Below are 18,255 nucleotides of genomic sequence, written 5' to 3' on the forward strand. Positions count from 1 at the left end.
GCGGCATCCACACCCTCTACATCTCGCCGCTCAAGGCGCTGGCCGTCGACGTCGAGCGCAACCTGATGGCCCCGATCCTCCAGATGGGCCTGCCGATCGTCGCCGAGAGCCGCACCGGCGACACCGGGGCCGCCCGCCGCCAGCGCCAGCGCGTCAAGCCGCCGGACATCCTGCTGACCACGCCCGAACAGCTCGCCCTGTTCTGCGCCTGGGAGGGCGCGCGGCTCTATTTCGAGGACCTCTCCCGCGTGATCCTCGACGAGATCCACACCCTGCACGGCTCCAAGCGCGGCGACCTGTTGGCGCTCGACCTGGCCCGTCTCCAGCAGTTCGCCCCCGACCTGCGCCGCGTCGGCCTCTCGGCCACCGTCGACGACCCCGACGTGATCCGCCGCTGGCTGAGCTATGGCCGGCGCTTGGAGGGAGGCGCCACGTCCTTTTCCTCCCCCGTGACAACGGGGGGGGGGGACCGCGCTGGGGGGGGGGGGGCGGGTTCAAGCTCAGCGCCGGCCGCTCGCCCCCTCCACCATCCTTCGGATGGTCCCCCTCCCCCGCTACGCAGGGGAGGAACCGAATGTCGACGCCCCGAGGACTCCATCGCCCTGGTCCGCGGGCCGGGCGGCGCGGCGCCTATCGTCGACATGCTGCTCTCCGAAGGCCGCGTGCCCTGGGCGGGCCATACGGCCAAGCACGCCATGGACGAGGTCTATGACGCCATCAAGCAGGCGCGCACGGCGCTGGTCTTCGTCAACACCCGCTTCCAGGCCGAATTCGCCTTCCAGGAGCTCTGGCGGCTGAACGAGGACAATCTTCCCATCGCCCTGCACCACGGCAGCCTGGCCGCCGAGCAGCGGCGCAAGGTCGAGGCGGCGATGGCGCGCGGCGAGCTTCGGGCGGTGGTCTGCACCTCCACCCTCGACCTCGGCATCGATTGGGGCGACGTCGACCTGGTGATCCAGCTCGCCAGCCCGAAGGGGGCCAGCCGCATGGTCCAGCGCATCGGCCGCGCCAACCACCGCCTGGACGAGCCCAGCCGCGCCCTCTTCGTGCCGGCCAACCGTTTCGAGATGCTGGAGTGCCAGGCCGCCCGCGAGGCCATCGCCGAGAACCGCTTCGACGGCGAGGTCAGCCGCACCGGCGCGCTCGACGTCCTGGCTCAGCACGTCATGGGCTGCGCCTGCTCCGAGCCGTTCGATCTCCTGGCGCTCTACGACGAGATCACCAGCGCCGGCCCCTATCGCGACCTGCCCTACGAGGATTTCGAGCAGGTGGTCGATTTCGTCTCCACCGGCGGCTATGCGCTGAAGACCTACGACCGCTTCCGCCGGATCGTGAAGACCCTGGACGGCCGCTGGACCGTGCGCAACGCCGAGACGGCCCAGCGTCATCGCCTTAACGTCGGCGCCATCGTCTCGCCGGCCATGCTCTCGGTGCGCATCTCGATGGGCAAGGGCCGCGCCGGCCGCAAGATCGGCGAGGTCGAGGAAGGCATGCTGGAGATGCTCGACCCCGGCGACACCTTCGTCTTCGGCGGCCAGGTCTGGGCCCTGGTCGCCGTCACCGGGACCGAGGTGCTGGTCAGCCCGGCGGCGAACCGCGACCCGAAGATGCCCTCCTGGGGCGGCTCGAAGTTCGCGCTCTCCACCTTCCTCGCCAGCCGCGTGCGCGAGCTGATGTTCGACCAGCAGCACTGGACGATGCTGCCCGCCGACGTGCGAGAATGGCTGGAGGCCCAGCGCGACCTGTCGCTGATCCCCCCGGCCGACGACATGCTGCTGGAGACCTTCGCGCACCGCAAACGCCACTTCCTGGTGGTCTATCCGTTCGAGGGGCGGCTGGCCCACACCACCCTGGCCATGCTGCTGACCCGGCGGCTGGAGCGGCTGGGCGTCGGGCCTCTGGGCTTCGTCTGCAACGACTACGCCATGGCGATCTGGGCCCTGAAGCCGATGGACGGCCTCGATTTCGACGATCTCTTCGCCCAGGACATGCTGGGCGACGACCTCGAGGCCTGGCTGGCCGAGAGCTTCATGATGAAGCGCGCCTTCAAGGGCTGCGCTATCGTCTCCGGCCTGATCGAGCGGCGTTTCCCCGGCCATGAGAAGACCGGGCGCCAGGTGACCTTTTCGACGGACCTGATCTACGACGTGCTGCGCCGACACCAACCCGACCATCTGCTGCTGCGCTGCGCGCGCGAGGACGCGGCCACCGGCATGATCGACGTGGCGCGCCTGGGTCAGATGCTGGCGCGCATCTCCGGGCGCATCCGCCATTCGCCGCTGGAGCACCTGTCGCCCTTCTCCGTCCCCATCCTGCTGGAGATCGGCAAGGAACGCTCGCCCGGCAGCGCCGCCGACATGATCCTGGCGGAGGCCGAGGAAGACCTGATCGCCGAGGCGCTGTCATGAGCGCCCTGCCCGCCGCGGCCGCTCCCTACGCCTTCACCGCCAGCCCCTGCGGCGGCCTGGGCATGGCCCTGAACGGGACCGCCGTGACCCTGCGCGCCAGCGGCGCCCTCTGGATCGAGGCGGCGCGGATGCTGGTGGTCGCCGACCTGCACCTGGAGAAGGGCTCGGCCTATGCGGCGCGCGGCCAGATGCTGCCGCCCTACGACACCCGCGAAACCCTGCGCCGGCTGCAGGCCGAGGTCGCGGCCGCCATGCTGAGGACGGTGGTCCTGCTGGGCGACACCTTCCACGACCGCCGGTCCGAAGACCGCCTGGCCCACGACGACGCGGCCGCGCTGCGCGAGCTGGCCGGCGTCACGCGCCTGGTCTGGGTGGTCGGCAACCACGACGCCGATGGTCCGCAAGGCCTGCCCGGCGAAACCCTCGACGAGATCGCGGTGGAAAGCCTCGTCCTGCGCCACGAGCCCGCGCCCGGCCCGCAGGCGGGCGAGGTCGCCGGCCACCTGCACCCCTGCGCCCGCGTCGCCGCAGCCGGCGCCAGCGTGCGGCGGCGCTGTTTCGTCACCGACGGCGCGCGCCTGGTGGTCCCGGCCTTCGGCGCCTATGCCGGCGGCCTCAGCATCCGCGACGAAGCCTTCGCCGGCCTGTTCGCGCGCGCCCCGCTCTGCGCGGCGCTCGGCGCCGGCCGCGTCCGCGCGGTCGGCTGGCGCTCGGTCCGCCCCGATTAGCGCTACAGCCGCAGCGCCTGCTCCAGCACCAGGGACAGCGACAGACAGGCTCCGAGGGTCAGCACGGTCATCAGCCGCGGATAGCGGGCCGGCACCTCGGAGGCCGTGTGGTCGTACAGCCATTGCAGGATGAAGGCGGCGATCAGGCCGCCGAGCATCCAGGCTGTCTCCAGGCTGTCGCGGGCGAACAGCAGCGACCATCCCGCGATCGGCGAGATCACCGACTGGGCCAGCCGCGTCCAGCGCGGCTGCGCCCGGCCGCTTTCCAGCCCCCAGCGGATGCCGCCCAGGAAGCCGAGCATGATCGCCGACCAGGTCAGCAGCAGCGTCAACGCCCCGGCCCGCAGATCGGCCGGGCCGTAGAGATGGACCAAGGCCGCGGCTGGGAACGGCGTCATGCCGGCCAGGGCGATGGCCCATAGCGGCGCGGGCGTGGTCGCCTCGGCCTGGAGGTGACTTTCGGCGTGCAGGTCCATGCGTCAGTTCCTCCGAAACGCCACGGACGCGGCCCAGCCGGCGGCCAGGGCGATCGCCACCGAGGCGAAGCCGTAGAGCCAGGGCCTGTCGTGGGCGAGCAGATAGAGCGCCCGCTCGGTCCCGGCCTTCTCCACGGTCAGTCCGCGAATCCGCCGCGACACCGGCTGGCCGTCCTGGAACAGCAGGATCTCGGCGCTGTAGACCCCGATCGGCGCCGACGCCGGCAGTTCGATCTGCGCGCGGAACAGGCCCTTGTCGACGAAGGTCACGCCGCGTTCGTCGGCGGCGTAGAGGCCGGCGGCCTCCTTCAGCCGCACCACCGCGCGACGCCAGTCGAGATAGTCCGCGCCCAGGCCGCTGACCACTACGTCGCGCACGCCGTAGCGGGTCTCGGTGCGCTGCTCCATCGGCGCGTTGATGCGCAGGTGGTCGACGCCCGCGCCCAGCTTGCGCAGGGTGCTGAAGCTGGCGATCTGGCCCAGCGGCCGGGTCGAGGCGGCCATGTAGAAGCCCGGCGCGCCCTCGAACACCACCGGCCGGGAATTGACCCAGACCCCGGCCACCTTGGTCTTGCGGGCCAGGCGCAGCGGCGCGTCGGGCCCGCGCACGATCACCACCACGTCGCTGGGCCCGGCGGTGGGATCGAACACCGCGCCATAGAGCACGATGCGCGCGCCACTGAAGCTGGACGTCACCCGCACATTGGTGGTGGTCAGGGCGGCCGAGACGGCGGCCGGCGGCAGGACGACGGGAGGCGGCGGCTCGGCCATCACCCGTTCCCCGCCATCAGCACGAACGGCTCGTCCGGCGTGAAGAACAGGCCCAGGCCCATGCGCAGGCCCACCGCCAGCACGATGAGGGCCAGCAGCGCCCGCAGTTCCTCGGCCCGGAACCGCGAGGAGGCCCGCGCGCCGAGCTGGGCGCCCAGCACCCCGCCGATCAGCAGCAGGGTCGCCAGCACGATATCGACCGTCTGATTGCGCCCGGCCTGCAGCACGCTGGTCAGCGAGGTGGTGATGATGATCTGGAACAGGCTGGTGCCCACCACCACCGCGGCCGGCATGCGCAGGATGTAGACCATGGCCGGCACCAGCACGAAGCCGCCCCCGACCCCCATGATCGCCGAGAGGATGCCGACGAAAATCCCCAGCAGCACCGGCGGGATCACGCTTATATAGAGGCGCGAGCGCGGAAAGCGCATCTTGAACGGCAGGCCGTAGAGCCAGGGCGGCCGGCGGTCCTTGCGCGGCTTGGGCGCATCGCCCCGGCGGCGGCGCAGGATCGAGCCCAACGACTCCATCAGCATCAGCCCGCCGATCACGCCCAGGAATACGAGGTAGGACAGCGACACCACCAGGTCCGCCTGGCCCAGAAGCCGCAGCCAGCGGAACACCTCGACGCCCACCAGCGAGCCCACGGCCCCGCCCGCCGCCAGCACCCCGCCCATACGGAAATCCACCGCCTTGCGCCGGGTGTAGGAGATCACGCTGGAGGTCGAGGAGGCGGCGACGTGGTTGGCCTCGCTGGCCACCGCCACCGCCGGCGGGATGCCTAGGAACACCAGCACCGGCGTCATCAGGAAGCCGCCGCCGATCCCGAACAGGCCGGAGATGAAGCCGACCGCCGCCCCGAGCGCCACCAGCAGGGGGGCGTTCACCGAGACTTCTGCGATGGGCAAATAGAGGTCCAAGAGCGCCCCTTAGCCGGCGCGCGTTACTGGGTGAAGACCTTCAGGCGCGAAAGGGTGAGTTGATCGAGCTTTCCGGTCGCCGCCAGCCCCTCGTTCCGCTGATAGGCGGCGATGGCCATAGCGAGCGCTGGCGAAACCGATCCGTCGGTCGGGCCCTGATAGTAGTCGAGCCGCGACAGCGCCCGCTGAGCGGTGGCCACGTCGGCCTGCGACAGGGCCTCGGCCTCCAGATAGCTGGAGGGGTTGGGCGAGGTCGGCCGATAGGCCTGGGCCGACAGTTCGGCCACGCTGCGCCCCTCGGCCGACAGGCCGACGCGCACGCGCGCGGCGTTGCGGCGGGCCTGCTCGTCGCCGCTCTTGGCTGCGATCAGATACCACTTGTAGGCCTCGGCGGTGTTCTGCGCCACGCCGCGGCCCTGTTCGTACAGCACGCCGAGGTTGAACTGGCTGTCGACCAGGCCCAGGTCCGCCGCCCGGCGGAACCACTGGGCCGCCATGGCCGCATTGGCCGGGCCGCCCTGGCCGTCGGCATAGGCGATGCCCAGGTTGTGCATGGCCGCGCGATTGCCGCCCTCGGCCGCCCGCTCGGTCCAGCGGCGCGCCTCGGCGATGTCCTTCTTCAGGCCCGCCCCGCCCTCGGCGTAGAGCTTGGCCAGATAGAACTGGGCCGGCGAGTGGCCGAGATTGGCAGCCTTGCGCAGCCCCTCCAGCCCGCCCGGCGTCCCGGCCTCGATGGCGCGCACCGCGCCGGCATAGAGATTGGCGACCTCGGCGTCCTCGGCCGGCGCGCGCGTCGGCAGGGCCTGGGGCGCCAGCGCCACCGCCGCCCGGGCCGGCGACGCCGCCGTCGGCGCGGTGTCGGCCTCGCCGCCCTTGATCTCGCCGGCCTTGTCCTTGGCGAACACCTCCAGCGCATCGGCGACGCGCTTGGGGGCCGCTCCGCCCGGCTCGCCCTCGGCCACCAGATAGCTCGCCGCGCCCAGGCTCAGGAAGGCCGCGCCGCCGGCCACCAGCAGGGCGGTCTGCAGCGAGGTTCCCGCCGCCCCGCGCTTGCGCAGGCTGAGGCCGGAGAACAGCGACTTGCCGCGCTCGCGCGGCAGCTTCTCGATCTTACCGGCCTTCCGGGTCTCGGCGCCCGAGGCGTTGGCCGCCCGCGCAGCGGCCCGCGCCTGCTCGATCACCTCGCGGGTCGAGAGCGGCTTCGGCGGCTCCTCCTCGGCGGCGGCGACCTGTTCCTCGGCCTGCGGCTCGAAGAAGGGTTCCGGAATATCGTCCATCGAGAGGGGTTCGGGCGCCTCGGCCTCTTCGGCCGGCTCCGCCTGGGCCTCGACCACCTCCTCGGCGGGCGGCGGCGGCAGTCCGTCGGCGGCCTCGAAATCCTCGGCGGCGAACTGAGGCGTCTCGTCGGTCTGCGGGAACTCGGCGGCCGGCGCCGGATCGTCGGCGAACGGATCGTGCGCGAAGGCCTCGCGTGCGACAGTCTCCGAGGCGAAGCCTTGAGCCGGTTCCGGCGTGGGCTCGGCCTCCAGCGCCGAGGCCGCGAAGGCCTGGAGCGTCAGCGGCGAGGCCGACGGCTCGGCCGGCCCCAGATCAGCAAACGGATCTTCGGCGAATGGATCTTCGGCGAACGGCGAAGGCGGCAGGTCCTCGCGGACGATGCGCGGCGCGGGGGACGCGGCCAGCGCCTGCTCGCCGATGATCCGGCGCTGGGATTCGGCCAGGCTGCGGTCGATCTTCTCGCGCGCCTCGTCCAGCAGGCGGGCGGTCCGCTCCTCGCTCTGGCGGATGCGCTCGGCGAGGTCCTCCACCGAACGCTCCTGGCGTTGGCCGATCCGCTCGCTGACCCGCGCGACCTGCTCTCCGACATCGTCGATCGCCTGGGCCGCGCGCCGTTCCGAACTGCCGATCCGCTCGGTCAGGCGGTCGGTGATCCGGCCGATCTCGACGCTCAGCTTCTCCAGCGCCTCGGTATGGGCGCTTTCCGAGCGGCCGAGCCGGCTCTCCATCGCCTCGGCGATGCGCGCCACCTCGCCGCCGACCTGTTCGATGGCGTCGGCGCTGCGGTGTTCGGCGGCCTGGACCTGGCGGTTCAGGGCGTCGGCCATGGCCAGGACCTCGCGGCCCATCTTCTCGGCCGCGTCGGTGGAGACCTTTTCGGCCTGGCGCACGCTATGGGCCATTTCGCCCAGTTGCTGTTCGATGCGGTCGAACCGGCCGTCGGCGTCGGCGTGAAGCTGGCGTGCGATCTCGGCGCGCGAGGCCTCCAGCTTCTCGCCCAGCTTGGCCGACAGGCTGGCGATCCGCGCCTCGACCTCAGGCCCCAGCCCGCCTTCGGACCTGGCCACCCGCGACTCCAGCGCCCCGACGGCGCCCGACAGCGCCGCCAGGGTCTCCTCGGTGCGCGTCTCGGCGTCGGTCAGGCGTGCATCGACGCGGTTGACCACTTCCTCGATCAGGCCGGCCGGATCGGCCACGCCCTTGGCGACCACCTCGTCGATCCGCTGCTCGACGGCGCGGATGGTCTCCTGGGTGCGGCTCTCGCCCTCGTAGAGATGGGTGGCCACGCGCCCCAGGGCCGCTTCCAGCGAGCGCAGCGCCTCGACCGAGCGCGGCCCGGCCGCTTCGGACTCGATCTTGCGCAGCCGTTCGGCCAGACGCGAATTCTCCGCCCGCGCCTCCTGCACCGCGCCCTCGAAACGGGCGGCCACCGCCATCGCCTCGCGTTCGGCCGCTTCGATGCGGGCCATGGCGTCGGCCATCACCTTCTCGGCCGCCAGGGCCGCAGGCGACGGGCGCGGATCGCGCTCGAACCGGCTCAGCCGATCCAGCGCCAGGGCCACGCGGTCCAGTTCGTCCCCGACGTTCGACGCGGCCTCATAGCGGGGCGCGGCCGGCTCTGGCCGGCGCTCCACGGCCAACGGGCGCTGCGGCTCGGCGCGCGGACGCTCTTCGAAATAGGACTGGCTGGTGATCTCCTCGGGCCCGTCGTCGTCGAGGATCATGCGGTTCAGCCATTCGCCGAGCGTCATGCCCGACCGGCGCGCCAGATCCTTTGCAACTTCTCTCGCCTTAGGGTCGATCCCCTTGACGCTCCAGGGCGCACCCGAGGTCATATCGAATCGTTCTCCCAGCCCGCTTCAAGACGCTAACCACCGATCCTTGGTATGTAAACGGATCGTTAACACTAGATATTGCGTCCGGCGCGAAAGCCTGTGGATTGTCGCACCTGCCCCGGAAGACCCAAGCCGGCTTATGGTTAACGGTCGGTTACCTGCGCGCCATGGATGGTCACTTCACGGCCCGTAATCGACCCCAAAGAGACCTCCTGCTCGCCCGCTGCGCGATGGGCGTGGCCCTGGGTCGCGGGCCGGTATATCGTCGAACGACGGTTTCTGGACGGGGGCGATGTCGGCGGGGTTTCATCACGATGAGACGACTCAGACGCCGGCCGAGCGCCCACGCCGCGCGGCCGAGGCCCTGATCGCCGCCTGCTATGACGACATGCGCCGGGTCGCCCGGCGGATCATCGCCCGCGACGCGATGCGCCTGGTGCTGCAACCCACGGACCTGGTCAACGAGGCTGCGCTGCGGCTGATCCAGTCCTCGCCGGGTGCGATCTCCGACCAGGGCCACATGCTGGCCCTGGCCGCGCGGACCATGCGCCGCATCCTGATCGACGAGGCCCGCCGCAACGCGGCCGCCAAGCGCCGCCCGCCGCTGCTCACCCAATGGATCGAAGGCCCGGCCCCGCAATTGGTCGATCTGGAAGACCTCGACCGCGCCCTGGCCGCCCTCGACGCCTATTCGACCGAGCATGCGCGCGTGGTCGAACTGCGCTTCGGCCTCGGCCTGACCGTCGAGGAGACCTCGCGCGCGATCGGCGTGCCCGAACGCACGGTCAAGCGCCGCTGGCAGGCCGCGCGCGCGTGGCTGCTGGACTATCTGAGCCCGGGCCTTGGCTCCGCTTCAGCCTGACATCGAGCGGCGGGCGCTGCGGCTCTACGAGCGGCTGAGCGAACGGCCCGGCGACCAGCGCTTCCGCCAGCGCCTGCTGGGCCGCGAGCCCGCCGCCGTGCTCCACCGCATCGAAGCCCTGGAAAGAAGCGCCGAGGCCGGGCGGCGCTCGCTGCCGACCATCGCCGAAGTCCTGGCCGCCCCGCCCGTCAAGGCGCCCGACCGCGTCGGGCCGTTCCGCCTGCTCGAGCAGATCGGCGAGGGCGGCATGGGGCAGGTCTGGCGCGCGGTCCGCGACGACGGCCTCTACGAGCAGCGCGTGGCGGTGAAGCTGCTGCACGCCCATCTGGCGCCGCTGGCCGCCGCTCGCTTCGTGCGCGAGCGCCAGATCCTGGCCCAGTTGGAACATCCCGGCGTCGCCCGGCTCATCGACGGCGGGGTCACCGAAGACGGCGCGGCCTATCTGGTCATGGAATATGTCGACGGCCGCCACATCGACCTCGCCGCGGCCGAAGCGCCCCTGGCCGGACGGATCGCCCTCTTCGCCGCCGCCGCCGAGGCGGTGCAGGCCGCGCACCAGAAGCTGATCGTCCACGCCGACCTCAAGCCCTCGAACATCCTGGTGGACGCCGAAGGCCGCGTGAAGCTGCTCGACTTCGGCATCGCCCGCCTGCTGGCCGAGGACGATGCGTCCCAGAGCCCCACCCCGATGACCGAGGCCTTCGCCAGCCCCGCCCGCCGGGCCGGCGGCGCGCCGGGGGTGGCCGACGACGTCTTCGCCCTCGGCGTGCTGCTGGGCGACCTCACCGGATCGGCCCGCGACCGCGACATCGCCGCCGTCGCCGCCAAGGCGACAGCCCCGGAGCCGCGGGACCGCTATGGCAGCGTCGCCGCCCTCGCCGCCGACCTGGAGCGCTGGCGCGACGGCTATCCGGTGAGCGCCGGGCCCGACACCGTGCGTTACCGCGTCGGCAAGTTCCTGCGCCGGCACCGGCTGGGCGTCGGCGCGACGGCGAGCGCCATGCTGGTCCTGGCCGGAACGGCAGGCGTCGCCACCGCCAACTATCTCACCGCCGAGCGGGCCCGCGCCGAGGCGACGCGGCGGTTCGAAGACCTGCACGGCGTCGCCCGCTACCTGCTGTTCGACCTCTCCGACCGCCTGGAGCGCCAGCCGCAGTCGCTGCCGCTGCGGGCCGAGGTGGCGCAGGTCTCCCAAGGCTATCTCGACCGCCTGGCCCGTTCGCGCCGTTCCCCCGAACTCACGCGCGAATCGGTCGAGGGCCTGCTGCGCCTGGCCGAGCGGCAAGGCGCGCCCGGCCGCCCGAACCTCGGCCAGCCCGAGAAGGCCAAGGCCAATCTCGCCCAGGCCTACCTCCTGGCCGCGGCCCTGCCCCCGGCCGAGGGCGCACGACTGGCCGCCCGCGTGCGCCTGGACCAGGCCGCGCTCGCCACCATGGTCGACAACGACCTGCCGGCCTCCGAGCGGCTGCTGGCCGACGCGCGGCGCCTGATCGGCCCGCCGGAGCGGGCGCCAGGCGGCTTGGGCGGCGACTACTTCCGCGAACTCTCCGCCCTGCGCCAATGGCAGGGACGCTATGGCGAGGGAGCCGCCGCCGCCCAGGCGGGCCTGCGCGCGCCGCCCCCCGTCGACCCCGTGGCGGCCCGCCTCAGCCAGGCGCGGCTCTACGACCTGCTGGCCGAGGCCACCTATTACGACGGCCGGCCGGGCGAGGCCGAAGCGCCCTATCGCCGCCAGATGGAAATCCTCGCGGACACGGCGCGGCGCTGGCCGGGCGACCCGGCCGTGGCCCGGCGCCTGGCCCGCGCGCGCTGGGCCCTGGGAACGACGCTGCTCGACCTGGATCGCCCGCGCGAGGCCTATGCGCTGCTCCGGCAGGGCGCGCAGGAGACGGCGGCCATCGCCGACGCCGACCTGGCCGACGCCGACGCCGCACGCATGCACCGCATCATGATCGACGCCGAGGCCCAGTCCCTCGCCGCCCTCGGCCGCCGCAGCGAGGCGATCGAACTGCTGAAACAGGGCGTCGCCGCCCGCCAGGCCCTCTGGCGCGAACGTCCCGCCGAGACCATGCGCCAGCGCGACTACGCCGTCGCCCTGGTCATGCTGGCCGATATCGAAGCCGCCGCCGGCCGCCCCGCCGAGGCCTGCGGCCATTATCGCGAGGTGGAGGCGGTCTTCGCCCAGCTCGCCCGCGCCGGGCGCGCCACCTCGCTGGACGCCGACAGCACCCTGAAGCGCGCGCGGGACGCAAGCGAGCGCCTGTGCCCCTGAGCGCGCGCGCCATTGCCCGGCGAAGCGGCATCGGCTAGGGGCGCGGCGATGTCCCTGCCGCTGACCGCCGCCATCCTCGCCGTCCTCATCGTCGTCGCGGCGTTCGCCGGCTGGCGCGGGAGCAAGCCGCCCAATCCCGCCAAGGGGCCGCGCATGGCGCCCTGGCGGCTCATCATGGTCACCGCCTCGGCCTTCGCCCTCTTCATGATGGTGCATATCGTGAACCTGCTCGGCGTCACGACCGGCCGTTAACTCCGTTAGTCGGTCTTCTTCGGCCGCTTGGCCAGGCCAGACATCCCGCCCGAGGTCAGCAGCCCCATGTCCGCCAGCAGCAGCGGAATGGCCCACTTGTTGGCGGCGGCGATGTAGCGCGGCCGCCAGACCGGGTCGTACTTGCCCTTGTAGGCGCGCACGCCCTGGAAATTGTAGATGTCCTCGCCGCGCTCGAAGATCAGCGCCCCGACCCGCGAGAGCACCGGCGCCAGCGGCCGGTCCTCCAGCCCCGACAGCGGGGCCATGCCGAACTCGATGGCCTGATAGCCTTCGCGGCGGCCCCATTCGATCAGTTCGACGAACAGATAGTCCATGATCCGCCGCGGCCCCTCGTCGACATAGCGCATCAGGTCCATCGAGAACGCGCTCTTGTTGGCGGTCACCCACAGGGTCGCAAAGGCGATGATCCTGCCCTCGAAGCGCACGATCCCGACCGGAAACTCGGCCACATAGGCCGGATAGAAGCCGCCCATGGAGAAGCTCTTGTCGCCGCCCGCGTGATGCACCAGCCAGGCGTCGGAGATGCGCTGCAACTCGGGCATGATCTCGCCGACCCGCTCGGGCGGCACGACCTCGAAGGTCGCGCCCGCCTCCCCGGCCTGTCGCCAGGCGCGGCGCAGGTTGCCGCGCTTGGTGCCTTCGATGGTGAAGGTCTCCAGCGACACCGCCGCGCTCTCGCCCACCTTGGCGATGGCGAAGCCCAGCTCGACCACGTCGGGCAGGTGCTCGGCGTCGAGGCCGTAGAACCCCGGCCGCGCCGCATGGGCGTCGGCCAGTTCGCGGAACCGCCAGAACAGCTCCATCCGCTCGTCGCGGCGGCCGACCGGCGCGCCCAGCGATATCCACGAGCGGCCCCGCACCCCGAACATCAGGAAGCTCTCGCCCGACTGCGAGAACAGGAACCGCTTGTCGCCCAGCAGGGCGAGGTTCGAGCCCGGCTCGGCCTCCTCCGCATTAGCCAGGATCGCCCGCACCCGCGCCAGCTCGGGGTCGTCCTCGCCCACCACCTTGGGCGTGGCGGCGGTGGCGAACAGCCGCCAGACGCCGAAGGCCAGCAGCAGCACCGCCGCCCCCGCCCAGCCGCGCATGGCCCGCGCCGCGTCGGCGTCGGCCATCACCGCCCAGAACGGCTTGTCGGCGTAGTCGGCGTGCTGGAACGACCACAGCCCCAGGAGCCCGGCCCCCAGCAGGACCGCCAGCGCCGAGAACAGCCATCCGGGCGTGACCTCCATGCCGGCCAGCCGCGCCTTGCGCGGGAACGCCCCGCGGAAGGGGATCAGCGCCATGGCGAACGCCGCGAGCGCGCTCGCCTCCTCCCAGGCGAAGGCCTTGATCAGCGCCAGCGGACTGGCGACCAGCAGCACCGCCAGCGTCGCAGCCCACGCCCCGCCCAGCCGCGCGCGCAGCCCGAAGGCCAGCAACACCAGCACCAGCCCCAGGATGCTCGAGAGGAAATGGCTCGCCTCGATCAGCACCACCGGGGCGATCTCGTAGATCTGCAGGAAGCGGTCGGGGATGGTCGGCGTGGCGCCCGAGGCCAGCAGCATGATCCCGGCGAGCAGCGCCAGGACCGCAGCCGTCATCGGCGCAGCGGCGAAGGCCGCCGGCTTGAGTTCGCGCCAAAACCTCATCAGCCCTCCAGACCTCGCCCGCGGCGCGCCAGCTATATAGCGTGTTTCGCCGCGTGGGCAGTCGTCCGCGCAGCTTCAAACAAGCGTTCGTTTCCCTTGCTCTTGGGTCGCCCGGCGCTAATGTGGCGGCGCACAAGGCGTTGCGTATCCGGGAGGATTTCATGGCCGACTTCGGCGCCGGCGATCAGGACGCGTTCCGCGGCGAGGTGAAGGCCTGGCTGGACGCCAACTATCCGGCCGCGTTGCGCGATCCGAAGGCCGAGACCGATCCCGAAGCCGTCTGGGGTGGCCGCGCCTTCGCCGGCTCGGACGACCCGCAGATCGCCTGGATGAACGCCATGGCGCAGAAGGGCTGGACCGCGCCCACCTGGCCGGCGGCCTATGGCGGCGGTGGCCTGTCGCCCGCCCAGGCCCGCGTGCTCGACCAGGAACTCGCCGCCGGCCGCTACCGCGCCCCGCTCGCCTCGTTCGGCGTCTGGATGCTGGGCCCGGTACTGCTCGAATACGGGACCGAGGCGCAGAAGCAGGAATACCTGCCCAAGATCGTCCGCGGCGAGATCCGCTGGTGCCAGGGCTATTCCGAGCCGGGCGCCGGCTCCGACCTGGCCAGCCTTCAGACCCGCTGCGAGGACAAGGGCGACCACTGGCTGATCAACGGCCAGAAGATCTGGACCTCCTACGCCAACAAGGCCGACTGGTGCTTCTGCCTGGTCCGCACCGACACGACGAAGAAGCACGAAGGCGTCTCCTTCGTGCTGATCGACATGACCACGCCGGGCGTCGAGACCCGGCCGATCCAGCTCATCTCCGGCGAGAGCCCGTTCTGCGAGACCTTCTTCACCGACGTGAAGATTCCCAAGGACGCCCTGGTCGGCAAGGTCAACGGCGGCTGGGAGATCGCCAAGCGCCTGCTGCAATACGAACGCCAGAACATCTCCGGCGGCTTCGGCGGGGGCGGCGGCGCGGGCGGCATGGCCGGCGACCTGGCCCAGATCGCCAAGCGCTATGTCGGGACCGATGGCGAGGGCGCCCTGGCCGATCCGGACCTGCGCACCCGCATCACCCGCAACAAGATGGACTTCGACTGCTTCTACAAGACCATCGCCCGCGTGGCCGCCGAGGCGAAGGCCTCGAACGGCCCCAGCGCCACCACCTCCATCATCAAGTACGCCGCCGCCACCTTCGCCCAGGAGCGTTCGGAGCTGATGGTCGAGGCGCTGGGCGCCCAGGCGCTCGGTTGGGAGGGCGAAGGCTTTTCCCCCGACGAGCTGACCGCCACCCACGGCTGGCTGCGCTCCAAGGGCAACTCCATCGAGGGCGGCACGTCCGAAGTGAACCTCAACGTGGTGGCCAAGCGCGTGCTCGGCCTGCCCGACCCCAAGTAGCTTGAACCCCGCGGCCTTTTCATCGGCCGCGCAGTACCGACGACATTTTTATCGAAGCGAGATTTCCCATGGCTGATTTCGGCGGCGACGACCTGGAGGCCTTCCGCGCGGAGGCCCGCGAATGGCTCGAGGCCAACTTCCCGAAGGCGCTGGCGGCCGATCCGGCCGCCCAGGTCGCCAAGATGAGCGGCGCCGAGGAGGGCGAGGACGCCCGCGCCTGGCGCAAGGCCATGGGCGCCAAGGGCTGGGGCGTTCCCACCTGGCCGGCGGAATACGGCGGCGGCGGCCTTTCGGTGAAGCAGGCCCGCGTCCTGCACGAGGAAATGGCCAAGGTCGGCGCCCGCAACCCGATCGGCGGCATGGGCGTGATGATGTTCGGCCCGACCCTGATCGAATACGGGACCGAGGCGCTGAAGCGCCAGCACCTGCCGGGCATCGTCAACGGCGACGTGCGCTGGTGCCAGGGCTACTCCGAACCGGGCTCGGGCTCCGATCTCGCCAGCCTTCAGACCCGCGCCGAGGACAAGGGCGACACCTACCTCGTGAATGGCCAGAAGATCTGGACCAGCGGCGCCAACCTCGCCGACTGGTGCTTCTGCCTGGTCCGCACCGACCCGTCCAAGAAGCATGAAGGCATCTCCTTCCTGCTGATCGACATGACCAGCCTGGGCGTCGAGGTGCGGCCGATCCGGCTCATCAACGGCACCTCGCCGTTCTGCGAGACCTTCTTCACCGACGTGGTGGTGCCGAAGGACCAGTTGTTCGGCCCGCTGAACGGCGGCTGGACGGTGGCCAAGCGCCTGCTGCAGTTCGAGCGCGACAACATCTCGGCCGGCCTCGGCGGCGGCTCGATCGGCGCGCCGGTCAAGGCCCTGACCGTCAAGCAGGCCGCCGTCGACTATGTCGGCCTGGACGAGACCGGCCGCCTGGACGACAGCGACCTGCGCCGCCGCGTGACCGAGCACCTGATGGAGGCCCAGGCCTTCCAACTCACCGTCCGCCGCGCCTCCGACGAGGCGAGGGCCGGCAACGGCCCCTCGGCGGCGACTTCGATCATGAAGTATGCCGGCGCCAAGGTCGCCATGGACCGCAACGAACTGATCATCGAAGCGCTGGGCACGGCCGGGACCGGCTGGGGCGGCGAAGGCTTCGACGAGCCGGAGCTGGCGGCGGTCCGCACCTGGTTGCGCTCGAAGGGTAATTCCATCGAGGGCGGCACTTCGGAGATCAATTTGAACGTGGTCTCGAAACGAGTGCTGGGCTTGCCCGATCCCAAATGATTTCATATCCCCTGCCCATATTAGGCAGCGTGCGCTATGCTTGACGCTAAGATAATGAATATTAGGGAGATTTTTCATGGCTGACTTTGGCGGCCCCGATTTGGAAGCCTTCCGCGCCGAGGCCCGCGAATGGCTCGAGGCGAATTTTCCGAAGTCCCTGGGCCAGGATGTGGCCGCTCAGGCGGCTGCGCTGATGAGTCCGGAGAAGCCGACCGGCGACCTGGCGCTCTGGAAGGAGCGCATGGGCCAGAAGGGCTGGGGCGTTCCGACCTGGCCCAAGGCCTATGGCGGCGGCGGCCTCAGCTCGGCCGAGGCGCGGGTTCTAGCCCAGGAGATGGCCAAGATCGGCGCGGTGAACCCGATCGGCGGCATGGGCGTGGGCATGTTCGGCCCGACCCTGCTGGAATACGGCACCGAAGAGCAGAAGCAGAAGTACATCCCCGACATCGCGACCGGGACGATCCGCTGGTGCCAGGGCTTCTCCGAGCCGGGCGCCGGCTCCGACCTCGCCTCGCTCCAGACCAAGGCCGAGGACAAGGGCGACCACTGGATCGTCAACGGCTCGAAGATCTGGACCAGCGGCGGCCAGTACGCCGACATGATCTTCTGCCTGGTCCGCACCGACCAGACCAAGAAGCACGAGGGCATCTCCTTCGTGGTCTTCTCGATGCACCAGCCGGGCGTCGAGGTGCGGCCGATCAAGCTGATCGCCGGCAACAGCCCGTTCTGCGAAACCTTCTTCACCGACGTGCCGGTGCCGAAGGAAAACCTGGTCGGCCCGCTGAACGGCGGCTGGACGGTGGCCAAGCGCCTGCTCCAGCACGAGCGCAGCGGCATGAACGGCGGGCGTAGCGGCGGCGGATCGTCGGTCTCGCTCGGCGTGATGGCCAAGACCTATGTCGGCGAGGACGAGGCCGGCCGCCTGGCCGACAGCGACCTGCGCACCCGCATCATCATGAACGAGATCGACCGCCGCGCCGTGCAGCAGACCGTGCTGCGCGCCGCGCTGGAGGCCAAGGGCAATTCCGGCCCCTCGGCCGCCACCTCGATCATGAAGAACGCCTTCATGAAGGCCACGCAAGACCACGCCGAGCTGACCCTCGAGGTCATGGGCCACCAGGGCCTGGGCTGGGAGGGCGAAACCTTCACCGAGGAAGAGCGCACCGCGGTCCGCACCTGGCTCTCGGGCAAGGCCGGCTCGATCTACGGCGGCTCCAACGAGGTGCAGAACAACATCATCGCCAAGCGGATCCTGGGTCTCCCCGACCTGACCCAGAGCCGTTAGGGTGACGCTGAAAACCCGGTCACCCCGGCGAAGGCCGGGGCCCAGGTCGTAAGGCTCGACTTCGGGACCCAGGCCGCCTCCGAAGGCGCTTCTGGGTCCCGGCCTTCGCCGGGATGATCGGGATGAGTACGAACGACTTTCGAACGACCTGATTTTTTAGGAGACGATTTCAATGGCTGATTTTGGCGCCGCAGACCAGGACGCCTTCCGGAAGGAAGTGCGCGACTGGGTCGAGGCGAATTTCCCGGCTTCGCTGAAAGGCAAGCCGAACCCGATGATGCGCGAAGAGCGCGCCAACCCGACCCCCGACCAGGACGCCTGGCGCAAGGCGGTCGGCGCCAAGGGCTGGGGCGTTCCGACCTGGCCGGCCGAATACGGCGGCGGCGGCCTCTCCCCGGCCCAGGGCCGCATCGTCCAGCAGGAATTCAGCCGCGCCGGCGCCTACAACCCGATCGGCGGCATGGGCGTGATGATGTTCGGCCCGACCCTGCTGGAATACGGCACCGAAGATCAGAAGAAAGAACACATCCCGCCGATCTGCCGCGGCGAGATCCAGTGGTGCCAGGGCTTCTCCGAGCCGGGCGCCGGCTCCGACCTCGCCTCGCTCCAGACCAAGTGCGAGGACAAGGGCGACCACTACCTCGTCAACGGCCAGAAGATCTGGACCTCGGGCGCCCAGTGGGCCGACTGGTGCTTCTGCCTGGTGCGCACCGACACCAGCAAGAAGCATGAAGGCATCTCCTTCGTGCTGTTCACCATGCACCAGCCGGGCGTCGAGGTCCGTCCGATCCCGCTGATCGCCGGCAACTCGCCCTTCTGCGAAACCTTCCTGACCGACGCGCGCGCCGAGA

At 70.9% G+C, this 18,255-nt stretch carries 14 protein-coding genes; 9 read left to right on the forward strand and 5 right to left on the reverse strand.

Translation table 11 applies throughout. The features are described from left to right. The coding region (locus ACE3TL_RS12410; protein ID WP_374579000.1) for a helicase-related protein at positions 1 to 2,408 on the forward strand (2,408 nt) is incomplete at its 5' end. Further along, on the forward strand, positions 2,405 to 3,136 hold the full coding sequence (gene pdeM, locus ACE3TL_RS12415) for a ligase-associated DNA damage response endonuclease PdeM (RefSeq protein WP_374579001.1): 732 nt from the start codon (positions 2,405 to 2,407) through the stop codon (positions 3,134 to 3,136). The genes ACE3TL_RS12410 and pdeM, both read left to right, overlap by 4 nt. Positions 3,137 to 3,138: 2 nt before the next feature. On the opposite strand, the gene ACE3TL_RS12420 is transcribed toward pdeM, so the two are convergent. Genes ACE3TL_RS12420 through ACE3TL_RS12435 form a run of 4 tightly spaced genes read right to left on the reverse strand, consistent with a single transcriptional unit; the run spans position 3,139 to position 8,416 of the window. Beyond that, positions 3,139 to 3,612, reverse strand: coding sequence for a DUF3429 domain-containing protein (locus tag ACE3TL_RS12420; RefSeq protein WP_374579002.1), 474 nt, complete (start codon positions 3,610 to 3,612; stop codon positions 3,139 to 3,141). Positions 3,613 to 3,615: 3 nt separating this feature from the next. Then, a complete protein-coding gene (locus ACE3TL_RS12425) occupies positions 3,616 to 4,383 on the reverse strand; it encodes a TIGR02186 family protein (RefSeq protein WP_374579003.1) in 768 nt (255 codons plus the stop codon). After that, entirely contained in the window at positions 4,383 to 5,303 is a 921-nt protein-coding gene (locus ACE3TL_RS12430; protein ID WP_374579004.1) for a sulfite exporter TauE/SafE family protein, read from the reverse strand. The genes ACE3TL_RS12425 and ACE3TL_RS12430 overlap by 1 nt, the downstream gene beginning before the upstream one ends. A 23-nt stretch (positions 5,304 to 5,326) precedes the next feature. After that, entirely contained in the window at positions 5,327 to 8,416 is a 3,090-nt protein-coding gene (locus tag ACE3TL_RS12435) for a peptidoglycan-binding protein (protein WP_374579005.1), read from the reverse strand. A 292-nt stretch (positions 8,417 to 8,708) separates the two neighbouring features. Here ACE3TL_RS12435 and ACE3TL_RS12440 point away from each other — a divergent pair, with 292 nt between their 5' ends. The 3 genes from ACE3TL_RS12440 to ACE3TL_RS12450 are packed head-to-tail and all read left to right on the forward strand — an operon-like array spanning position 8,709 to position 11,802. Beyond that, the gene (locus ACE3TL_RS12440; protein ID WP_374579006.1) at positions 8,709 to 9,278 is read left to right on the forward strand and encodes an ECF-type sigma factor; all 570 of its coding nucleotides are present in this window, start codon (positions 8,709 to 8,711) and stop codon (positions 9,276 to 9,278) included. Beyond that, positions 9,259 to 11,550, forward strand: coding sequence for a protein kinase (locus ACE3TL_RS12445; protein ID WP_374579007.1), 2,292 nt, complete (start codon positions 9,259 to 9,261; stop codon positions 11,548 to 11,550). The genes ACE3TL_RS12440 and ACE3TL_RS12445 overlap by 20 nt, the downstream gene beginning before the upstream one ends. 48 nt (positions 11,551 to 11,598) lie before the next feature. Next, positions 11,599 to 11,802, forward strand: a complete 204-nt coding sequence (locus tag ACE3TL_RS12450; RefSeq protein WP_374579008.1) for a hypothetical protein — start codon at positions 11,599 to 11,601, stop codon at positions 11,800 to 11,802. A 5-nt stretch (positions 11,803 to 11,807) separates the two neighbouring features. On the opposite strand, the gene ACE3TL_RS12455 is transcribed toward ACE3TL_RS12450, so the two are convergent. After that, positions 11,808 to 13,454 carry a phosphatidylglycerol lysyltransferase domain-containing protein gene (locus tag ACE3TL_RS12455; protein ID WP_374579009.1) on the reverse strand — a complete coding sequence of 549 codons (1,647 nt, stop codon included), beginning with the start codon at positions 13,452 to 13,454 and terminating at the stop codon, positions 11,808 to 11,810. A gap of 161 nt (positions 13,455 to 13,615) precedes the next feature. On the opposite strand from ACE3TL_RS12455, the gene ACE3TL_RS12460 reads away from it, so the two are divergent. The 4 genes from ACE3TL_RS12460 to ACE3TL_RS12475 form a co-directional block, all read left to right on the forward strand. Continuing rightward, positions 13,616 to 14,839, forward strand: coding sequence for an acyl-CoA dehydrogenase family protein (locus ACE3TL_RS12460; RefSeq protein ID WP_374579010.1), 1,224 nt, complete (start codon positions 13,616 to 13,618; stop codon positions 14,837 to 14,839). A 68-nt stretch (positions 14,840 to 14,907) separates the two neighbouring features. Then, the gene (locus ACE3TL_RS12465) at positions 14,908 to 16,119 is read left to right on the forward strand and encodes an acyl-CoA dehydrogenase family protein (protein ID WP_374579011.1); all 1,212 of its coding nucleotides are present in this window, start codon (positions 14,908 to 14,910) and stop codon (positions 16,117 to 16,119) included. A 76-nt stretch (positions 16,120 to 16,195) separates the two neighbouring features. Beyond that, positions 16,196 to 17,404, forward strand: coding sequence for an acyl-CoA dehydrogenase family protein (locus tag ACE3TL_RS12470; RefSeq protein WP_374579012.1), 1,209 nt, complete (start codon positions 16,196 to 16,198; stop codon positions 17,402 to 17,404). 172 nt (positions 17,405 to 17,576) lie between these two features. Next, a partial coding sequence (locus ACE3TL_RS12475; RefSeq protein ID WP_374579013.1) for an acyl-CoA dehydrogenase family protein occupies positions 17,577 to 18,255 on the forward strand: 679 nt, incomplete at its 3' end.

Origin of the sequence: Phenylobacterium sp., from assembly GCF_041920015.1 — a bacterium.
Taxonomy (GTDB): Bacteria; Pseudomonadota; Alphaproteobacteria; order Caulobacterales; family Caulobacteraceae; genus Phenylobacterium.